General features: G+C 45.6%; 9 protein-coding genes. 3 read left to right on the forward strand and 6 right to left on the reverse strand.

Translation table 11 applies throughout. The features are described from left to right. From B9J84_RS11135 to B9J84_RS11145, 3 genes are all read left to right on the forward strand, one after another. Nucleotides 1-875, forward strand: an 875-nt coding sequence (locus tag B9J84_RS11135) for a methyl-accepting chemotaxis protein (protein WP_404207087.1), incomplete at its 5' end; no start/stop codon positions are given. A 76-nt stretch (nucleotides 876-951) separates the two neighbouring features. Further along, on the forward strand, nucleotides 952-2,133 hold the full coding sequence (locus B9J84_RS11140) for a porin (protein WP_094124140.1): 1,182 nt from the start codon (nucleotides 952-954) through the stop codon (nucleotides 2,131-2,133). A 10-nt stretch (nucleotides 2,134-2,143) separates the two neighbouring features. Continuing rightward, nucleotides 2,144-2,557, forward strand: a complete 414-nt coding sequence (locus B9J84_RS11145) for a phosphate ABC transporter substrate-binding protein (protein ID WP_404207091.1) — start codon at nucleotides 2,144-2,146, stop codon at nucleotides 2,555-2,557. Nucleotides 2,558-2,632: 75 nt separating this feature from the next. On the opposite strand, the gene B9J84_RS11150 is transcribed toward B9J84_RS11145, so the two are convergent. From B9J84_RS11150 to B9J84_RS11175, 6 genes are all read right to left on the reverse strand, one after another. Continuing rightward, nucleotides 2,633-3,424: a DUF1338 domain-containing protein gene (locus B9J84_RS11150; RefSeq protein WP_094124141.1), complete on the reverse strand. Its 792-nt coding sequence runs from the start codon at nucleotides 3,422-3,424 to the stop codon at nucleotides 2,633-2,635. 68 nt (nucleotides 3,425-3,492) lie between these two features. Then, a complete protein-coding gene (gene astD / locus B9J84_RS11155; RefSeq protein WP_094124142.1) occupies nucleotides 3,493-4,950 on the reverse strand; it encodes a succinylglutamate-semialdehyde dehydrogenase in 1,458 nt (485 codons plus the stop codon). Between the two features lie 31 nt (nucleotides 4,951-4,981). Next, entirely contained in the window at nucleotides 4,982-6,001 is a 1,020-nt protein-coding gene (astA, locus tag B9J84_RS11160) for an arginine N-succinyltransferase (RefSeq protein WP_026028416.1), read from the reverse strand. A 66-nt stretch (nucleotides 6,002-6,067) separates the two neighbouring features. After that, nucleotides 6,068-7,279, reverse strand: coding sequence for an aspartate aminotransferase family protein (locus B9J84_RS11165; RefSeq protein WP_026027324.1), 1,212 nt, complete (start codon nucleotides 7,277-7,279; stop codon nucleotides 6,068-6,070). 378 nt (nucleotides 7,280-7,657) lie between these two features. Continuing rightward, nucleotides 7,658-8,236, reverse strand: a complete 579-nt coding sequence (locus tag B9J84_RS11170; protein ID WP_094124143.1) for an aminodeoxychorismate/anthranilate synthase component II — start codon at nucleotides 8,234-8,236, stop codon at nucleotides 7,658-7,660. 310 nt (nucleotides 8,237-8,546) lie between these two features. Further along, a partial coding sequence (locus B9J84_RS11175) for an L-tyrosine/L-tryptophan isonitrile synthase family protein (RefSeq protein WP_094124145.1) occupies nucleotides 8,547-9,994 on the reverse strand: 1,448 nt, incomplete at its 5' end.

Raw genomic sequence — 9,994 nt, forward strand, 5'->3', positions numbered from 1 at the left:
GGTTTAACCAATTCATTTCTAAAATACATAAAAGTTTAAATTCAACTCGTGAAACCATTGCCACTTTAGAAAGTGTTTCATCACGGCTTTCTAGTACCAGTTCCAACACGTCACAACAAGTTCGCTCTCAAGAAAACATCATGCAATCTGTCTCTTCTGCGGTGAACTCTCTTTCCGATAGCGTGACCTCTATTGCTGAAAATGCAGCATTTGCTTCTTCAGAAGCCACTTCAGCAAATGATACGGCGCAAACTGGCAGCGCAGTTGTAGAAAGCACGATTGTCTCGATTGAACACTTAGCCAAAGACGTCAACCAAGCCGCTCAAGTGGTAAATGAGCTCGAATCTTATACCAATAATGCGGGAGTGATCTTAAACACCATCCGCAGCATTGCCGAGCAAACGAATTTACTTGCCTTAAATGCCGCGATAGAAGCTGCTCGAGCTGGTGAACAAGGGCGAGGGTTCGCCGTGGTTGCCGATGAAGTTCGGACTTTAGCCTCTCGCACTCAATCCTCTACTGAAGAAATTCAACAAGTTCTTGAAAAAATACAAAAGGGCTCATCATTAGTTGTGGATGCCATGACCAAAGGGCAACAAAGTGCCTCCAATACAGTATCTGAGTCTGAGCAATCTGGAGTGGCTTTGGTCAATATCACGGAGAAAGTTAAAAGTATTGTTCAGCTCAACCAACAAATTGCCGCCGCGACAGAAGAACAAAACCGCACTTCAAAAATCATTTTCGACAACATACAAGATATGGATGAAATCTCCCGCTCAGTGTCTGACGGCTCTCGAGCACTGGATGGGATCAGTACGGACATCCAAAGCGTCACACAAAACCTCAGCGATGTTATTCGACAATATAAAGTTTAAATTCTCAGTAAAACTCACTCTCTGCAGTATGTGAAAGTGAACGGCATGATGCCATTTTCGATACATAGGAGTAATCATGATAAAAGCAAAATACAGCCTTTACCCTGCCCTAATGCTATTACCCGGGCTTAGTATCGCCGACGAATCGGTTGAAGCACGAGTTTCGCAGCTAGAAAATGAATTGGCGATACTGAAAAGCTCATCCAGCAGTAGCTGGCAAGACAGTATCAAATTCAATGGGTTCTTTAGTGTGGGAGTGACTCGTTCGAACAACAAGCTAGGCTATGCAAGTTCCAGAGACAGTTATAGCTTTGATGAACTGAGTTTAGTTGGGCTTCAAGCCGAGTTTAGTTTGGCGGATAAAACCAGTTTCGTCACTCAGTTAATCGCACGTGGCAGTGATGACTTCTCACCCGACATAGAATGGGCTTATCTCAAACACACATTTGATAACTACGTGACCGTCAGAGCGGGTAAGTTGCGTGTACCCCTCTATATGTACTCTGATTATATTGATGTAGGCTTTGCTCAGCCCTGGTCTCGCCCGCCGGTTGAAGTTTATGGCAATGTACCATTCAACTCTTACTTAGGCGGTGATATCGCCTATGACGTGGAAATGGATGAGTCAACCCTCTACTTACAAGCCTTTGCTGGCCAAAGTAAAACGTCTGACAATAATACAGAATACAACTATATGTATGGCGCCAGTCTAGGGTGGAATTACGATTATCTAACCCTGCGAGCCGTCTACGGCACGACAAAAATCACGTCAGGACACAGCGTATTTAAACAAGTTGTCGCTCCAGATACTATCGCTAAATTCTATGGTACAGGCTTAAGCTATGACAATGGCTCACTGCTCTTTGTCACGGAGCTAACTCGTACCGAAGTCGAAGGGCAATATTCAGATGTCGACTCCGCGTATGCAACCTTAGGTTATCGGATTCAGTCTTGGGTGCCTTATGTTAGCGTAGCAACACTCAGAACCAAAGATGACGACGAGCGCATCGGTAAGTTGATCAATACTGGCACAGCCAATATTCCAAGCGCTTGGTTGTTCGATGCAGAGCGTAATGCATACTCCGCTGGTGTCCGTTATGACTTGCTCTCTAACTTATCCATTAAAGCAGATGTCACTATGATCGATAATTTTGGTGATACCTCAGGCCTCATCGGTAGTACTAACTTTGGCAATACAGGCAAAGCCTTAGAAGATGACTCTTTGATTTACTCTATTCGCCTTGATGGCGTTTTTTAAGGAGTGCAGAATGATTAAAACTATCTTAATGATCTTGAGCTTATCGACCTTGTCATTGTCTGCATTCTCTGCACCTGTTGTGATAAGTAACCTGAGTGGTGTTGACCAACTAAGCGATAGTGATGTGAAAAAGCTATTTTTAGGCAAATTAAAACAGCTCCCGAATGGCACTGAACCGATTGTGATTGAGTACGCCGATGGCACGCCGATACGCATTGAGTTTCATGAAAAGGTCACGAATAAATCAGAGTCTCAGCTACAAGCTTATTGGGCAAAATTGGTTTTTACTGGTAAAGCTAACCCACCCAAAACCGTTGCTTCAAGTGCCGCAGCTATCGCTGAAGTGAGCCAAAATGCAGCAGCAATTGGTTATATCGACTCAAGCGAAGTCACAGACCAAGTCAAAGTGGTTTACACACCTTAAATCTAGGCTACTTTTGTTGTAAAAAAGGCCAGTGGAGGTAATGCCACTGGCCTGTGTCTTTATCAGCCCTTATTGTTAGCTATTTGTGCTTTCAAATATCTTATCTGCAGAGGCCGCCACAAAACCACTGTAGAGTTCACCGTTGACCATTGGATAGCGTTTGGCAAATTCATAGAATCCACCGGGAATCACCTCCACCCCTTCCGTAAATTGCACTGGTACTTTATCGGCCATGGTCGACGACTGCTCAAGCAGCACATCAGGTGTACCTTTCACTTCTCCACCATTTTCATTGATGGTAAAACCCGCTTGGCGTAGATGATCATTGATCGCTTTCACTTCATTAAACGCCTGCAGTTGATTAACACTAACAGTGAAATGGTTCGCGCCATAGCCATGCGCCGCCAGCCAAGCGGCGTATTCACTTTCGTTGGCAAGCTGCAAATAATCGCTGTAGCTTAGTTGCCACAGACGACCGCCATATAAAAAGTCACTGCTGTTTAATTTATTGCTATCGACTTGATGTACCAGCCTCTCCACAATGGCTTGGAGCGCAGGCGAGCACTCTTCCACTTTCAGCTCGCTTATGAATACTTTAGGCTGGGTCAGATCAGGGTGTTCATAGTGCTTCGCTACCAGCTTCTTACTTTCAAACACATAATCACCACAGGCAACGTAGCCTAAGGCAAGAAAAGGCTTAGCCAGCGTTTCAATACCTAATGGCGCAACATTGAAGGTTCGCAACGCAATATGGTCATTAATCAACGCTTCCTCTTCTTGAAGCAAGTGATGGACTTTGTCGGCAGAAGGGCAAAGGCGCTGAATGTAGTCATTCCATAATGATTGAAATAAAACGGTTGGCGTCATAACGCCTCCTTGTCTGTGCTCGGTTTAAACCATGCTAGTAGGCATGGGGTTTTAGATAAAGTTTACTGCTATAGCTCAACCCCGGGGCTGAGCGTGGCAGGCAGTTCAGTCGAACGACCTTCCATTGATGCCATTGGGTATGCGCAGTAATCAGCCGCGTAATAGGCGCTTGGTCTTAAATTTCCCGACGCTCCCGGCCCACCAAACGGTGCATCACCACTGGCTCCGGTTAATTGTCGATTACGATTTACAATGCCAGCGCGGATATGATCGACAAAGTAATCCCATTCGGCATCATTGGTCGACACTAAGCCTGCCGATAAACCAAAGCGAGTTTCATTAGCCAGTCGTACCGCTTGCTCTAAGCTTTGGTAACGCACGACTTGTAACAATGGTCCGAAATACTCTTCATCAGGCAATTGGCTAACTGCGGTGACATCAATAATGCCCGGAGTGACAAACGCCGCCTGCAAAGGTGTCGCGGCCAGCAAGCTGACGCCACCTAAGGTGCGTAAATTATCCTGAGCAGCAAGAATGAACTGCGCCGCCGCTTGTGATATTTGTGGCCCCATAAAAGGTGCTGGCTCAGCAAAGGGATGATCAATACGCAATTTTTGAGTGGCACTGACCAGTTTTTCAAGCAATCGATCGCCTTCATTTCCCTCTGGAACATAAAGACGCCGCGCACAGGTACACCGCTGGCCTGCACTTAAAAATGCGGATTGAATAATGGTATACACTGCCGCATCAAGCTCACCATACTGCTTAGAGATAACCATTGGGTTGTTGCCGCCCATTTCTAAAGCCAGCATTTTCCCCGGCTGCCCAGCAAACTGGCGATGGAGTAAATGACCTGTATTGGCGCTGCCAGTAAAAAGAAGGCCATCAATGCCTTTGGCCTGAGCAAGCGCAATACCCGTTTCCTTCGCGCCCTGCACTAGGTTAAGTACACCCGCAGGTAGGCCGGCTTCTTGCCACAACTTCATCACAAACTCACCAGTCCACGGAGTCTGCTCTGAAGGTTTAAACACAACCGTATTACCCGCTAAAAGTGCAGGCACAATATGACCATTCGGCAGGTGGGCAGGGAAATTATACGGACCAAAAACCGCAAGAACGCCCAATGGACGATGACGTAATACCAGTTGATTACCCGCCGCTTCGCGTGTGTTTTCACCAGTGCGATCATGATAAGCTCGAATGGATATAGCAATTTTACCCGCCACCGCCGCCGCTTCAGTACGCGTTTCCCAGAGTGGCTTTCCTGTCTCTTTGGCGATGATCTGCGCAAGCTCTTCACTGCGCTGTTTCACTTTTTCAGCGAAGGCTAAGACATATTGCTCACGCTCAACAAAAGGACGTTTTTTCCATTCTATAAATGCGACTCTTGCCGCCGTTACCGCAGCTTCTACTTGCGCGGGTGTGGCGCTATCGCCCTGCCAAATCGTCTCATTGTTATAGGGACTAAGCGAAAGCATTGCCTCGCCTTGTCCAGCTAACCATTCACCTGCAATCCACTGAGTCATCTGTTAATCCTTACCTTTCAATGTACCTATTTTACTGCGCCAAAATTCGAACAAAATCACCACTATCAACCAATAGAGCTTGCGCCACTTTAGGTGAGATGATCACCGTTTCCGTTTCGCGGTTATAAGCACCTTTTGCAGCAGTAGCACGAAAGTTTTCAAACGAGCTATTGCAGATAAGATAATCTTGCGAGCTTGAATGCTCGGCCACTTCCACTTTAGCTCGCACCGAGTGACGTACGGATTCGATATTGCGCAAATCGCACTCAACCGTTGGACCTGCATCAAAAATGTCTACATAGTTACGGCAGGTGAATCCTTCACGCTCTAGTAGCGTTAACGCTGGACGGGTATTGTCATGCACTTGACCAATCACCGCCTGCGCCTCTTTGCTCAATAAGTTGACGTAAATCGGCAGTTTGGGCATCAGATCAGCAATAAACCCTTTTTTACCAATGCCGGTTAAATAATCAGCCATAGTGAAATCAATCGAGAAAAAATGCTCTTGCAGCCATTGCCAAAAGGGCGAGTTGCCTTCGGCATCAGACACACCACGCATTTCAGCAAAGATGGTTTTAGAAAAACGATGTGGGTGTTCCGCCATCATCAGAAAACGGCATTTCGACATCAAACGCCCATTCAACCCTTGACGAAAATCTGGGCGTAAAAAAAGCGTACAAATTTCACTGCATCCAGTGTAGTTATTGCCAAAAGTAAGCAACTTGACGGTATTGTTGACCTTCAGCTTAGGCGACGAATGCACGATCGTGCTGATGTGATAAGAATAGAACGGCACGTCATGGCCAATCGATGCTTCAACGCCAGTCGTCCCTGCTACCTCACCGGTTTCAGAATCAAAACCGACCATCAGGTAACCTTCATCTCCTGGCTCTGAGACGTCGGGTTTAGCGAAGCTGTATTCAGAATGAGTAATACGGTTGGTTAAGAGCTTTTCATTCACGGGTAGTGATGTAAACCCGTGACCGGATTCAATAGCGCATGTGTGTAGCGCATCGTAGTCCGACATTGCGATAGGGCGAACAACTAGCATCAATACTTCCCTCCAGATGCTTGAAGTGGCCCAAGGCATCCTACCTTGGGCTGCTAGGCTTTTTCACTACATGAGTGATGCAATAGCTTTATCTAATCTTGCTAAGCCTTCTTCTATTTCTTGTTTGGTGATCACTAATGAAGGCGTCATACGAACCACGTTCATACCCGCAACCAACACCAGTAAACCTTGCTTGCCCGCGGCTTGTAGGATATCGCGAGCGCGACCTTGCCACTGCTCATTTAATGCCGCGCCAAGCAGTAGACCTTTACCACGGATTTCACTAAAAATGTGGTACTTCTCATTAATGTTAGCCAATCCTTCACGAAAGAGCGCTTCACGCTCTTTCACGCCAGCCAAGGTTTCTGGCTGGCTAACCACATTAACTACCGCTTCTGCTACCGCGCAAGCCAGTGGGTTGCCACCATAAGTCGAACCGTGAGTGCCCACTTTAAAATGCGCGGCTAATTCGTTTGTGGTGAGCATAGCGCCAATAGGGAAGCCGCCACCGAGTGATTTCGCGGTACTTAAAATATCCGGCGTGACGCCCAATCCTTGATAAGCATAGAACTCACCAGTGCGGCCATTACCGGTTTGCACTTCATCAAAGATCAACAGGGCGTTGTGCTTATTGCACAATTCACGCACGGCTTGGACAAACTCAGCCGAAGGCGACACAATGCCACCCTCGCCTTGCAAGGGTTCCATCATTACCGCACAAGTGCGATCAGAGATGTGTGCTTGCAACGCTTCAATATCGTTATACGGTAGGTGGGTAACATCCGCAGGTTTAGGACCAAATCCATCGGAATAAGTCGCTTGCCCCCCGACCGTCACTGTAAAGAAAGTGCGGCCGTGGAAGCCTTGGTTAAAAGCGATGATTTCTGATTTTTGTTCACCATGGACATCAGCGGCCCAGCGACGCGCCAGTTTGAGCGCCGCTTCATTAGCTTCCGCGCCGGAGTTAGCAAAAAACACCTTTTCAGCAAAACTGACTTGCGTTAATTTTTTCGCCAAGCGCAAAGCAGGCTCATTAGTCATCACGTTACTGAGATGCCACAACTTATTGGCTTGCTTGGTGATCGCATCAACCATCGCCGGATGGCAATGGCCCAAACAACTCACTGCAATACCGCCAGCAAAGTCGATGTATTCATGACCTTGTTGATCCCACACTCGAGAGCCCTGCCCTTTAACTGGAATCATTTCCATCGGGTTATAACAAGGGACCATCACCTCATCAAACAGACTGCGATCTACACTATTTTCCACTGTCATTACACATTCCCTCTTGATACCGCATGCCAAGCAGATTGCGATCTTCCTATTAAACGCTTGAGTGGAAGATATTGTTTTGCTTTTTAGCTAATGCAGCATTGTATTTACAAATTATTAACCATTTCAATAGTGATTTATTCTTTTAGATCGGCAGAAGTACCGATAATCGTCACTACTTATGATTATTTATGCATTAAGTCACCTCTTTTATGAAGCACTTTTTTATAAATAATATGAATAAGCACAACAAGGCCTTGAGACGACAAGCCATCCCTCATTCCAACAGGATGTATGGTGCATAATATTGCAAAGATAAAAAACAGCAGAAATGATGAAGAAAATGTTAAGAAAGGTGATCGCAGTCCGGTTGAGAATGGTTCAACGGCGCAAAAAATTTGCGAGCAGTTGATGGCCCTGTTCTGTTTTAATTGATTCAGGATGAAACTGCACGGCATCAATTGGCAGTATTTTATGTTGGTAACCCATGATTTCGTCCATCGAACCATCAGCCTGTTGAGTCCAAGCGGTGAGCTCAAAACAGTCCGCAAGAGAATCAGCTTTGACCACCAACGAGTGGTAGCGAGTAACGGTTAACGGGTTATTGAGCCCTAGAAAGAGGCCACGGTTGGTGTGTTGGATCGGTGAGGTTTTACCATGCATCACCTTTTTGGCTCGCACCACTTGCCCGCCAAACACTTGCGCAATGGCTTGATGCCCAAGGCAGACTCCTAAGATAGGTAGTTTACCCGCAAAATGTTCAATCGCGGCCAGTGAAATTCCCGCCTCATTCGGCGTGCAAGGCCCAGGGGAAATCACCAGATGCGTTGGGCTGAGCGCTTCAATGCCAGCGATATCGATTTCATCATTACGCACCACCGTCACTTGAACTCCCAGCTCACAGAAGTATTGGTACAAGTTGTAGGTAAACGAATCGTAGTTATCGATAATAAGTAGCATGTGAATTAAAACGCTCTGGGTAAAAGTCAGCGAGAGGCGCTATTGTGCAATACTGGTTTGGAAAGGCAAGAAGTTATCGATTCTGTGCTAAATACACGATTTGCACATTCGTTCATTATGTAACCAGTTCGGTTGTGATCATTATTTTACTTACTCGCATTTGAAAGTAACACTTCTCATCGTATGGTCGAATAAGAGAACGGAAACAACGATAAAATAAATCTATCCCATAGTTAATGATCCATAAAAATAAAGCCAAGTAACCCGCTTACTTGGCTCTTCATGCTTATTTCCTAAAAATGTCGTTTATTTAAGCAGGGCTTTCTTGTAAATGCTCACTACTTGGTTGTTTGTTATGAGGCTGCCAAGGGGAATTTACCGAATAAGGCTGACGCACCGCTAATTCTGTTTCGGATAACACGCCATAACGAAGTACGGTGTGGTTATTCACCAGTAATATATCGCCAAGTTGTAAATCAAACACATGCTGTACTTGTGAACGTTCAAGAATAGGAGTTAAAACATTGGCTACTTGATTGATATTGTCAATTTCAGTCGACGACGATATATGCTTCGCCAATGATGGGCTCCAGCGTAAATTCATTCCCCAATCCCCCGACATAATCACAGGATAAGTAGCCGTATCATCGTACTGCACAATGGTATTTTTCAGCCAACCACTTGCTTGACCATTAAGACACAACGCAGCCAGTGAGGCATCCAGTAAGTTAACCTTCAGCGGAGCAGATGAACAGTAAATCGCCCATTCATCAGGAGTCATGTCAGTATAAGAATAGCGACGCGCTATGCTCGTTGACGGTGTTTTGAGCCCGTACCAACTGGGCTCTGCTAATGTACTACTCCGAACATATTCTTCCGGAAGCAGAGCATGATTTCCGGCAAACCACGAAGACCAAAATGAAGCTTGAGGCAACGGGCTAAAGCCTTTTAAACAGACAGCAGAGAACGCCTTTACTAATTGGCTCACTTGAGCCTGCGGTAGCGCGGTCAGTGAGCATCCATGGTGTGACTCTAACGTCAAGCCAAACTGCTCTGTTTGTAGAGTAGCTTTTACCTCACGCATCAACTGTGCCTCGTTAGCGTCTTCGATATTGAAACGCAGTAAACACCACAGCGTTCCTTGATGCATTACGGGAATAATCACGCCTTCACGTTGTTTGTGGTTGGCCTGCGTATCAATAATAAATTCTCCGCGGCAAGCATCAAATAAGACACAAGTATGCCAAGGCGTCTTAAACGATCGCTCATCAAAAAGAAACAGCGAATATTTTTTGCCTTGCATTGGGTGTTCATGAATGCTGAGACGAATAGCGTGGCTCAAATGAGTATTGAGGAAATTATCGAGTGCACGTCCTTGCACCATCATTCCTTTAGCCATAAGGGCTAGGCGCTCACGTCGCTTCTTATAACTCAGTGGAGCAAGCGCATATTTCTGATCCTGATGCATGAATTTTTTCAAGCCCAGATAGGTATGGTGCATTGCATTATCATGCTGTTTAAGACGTGCAAAATCACGCTCATATTCCGCATCACCAAAGCGCTGCTTTAATCCATTGAAATATTGATATTCATTTAAGTCATCAAACGCAGAGAAGTGCTCAAAGTTTATAATTTTTAGACAATCACTGGCGTTCATATTTTCCACCATATTCCGTAATTCATCAGAATAAGTGTAATGATGTTCTAAATCGACATTAATATAATCAGAAAATGTATGATAATCAGAAAAAATGTAAA

This window comes from Vibrio sp. V03_P4A6T147 (genome assembly GCF_002241085.1).
Classification (GTDB): domain Bacteria; phylum Pseudomonadota; class Gammaproteobacteria; order Enterobacterales; family Vibrionaceae; genus Vibrio; species Vibrio anguillarum.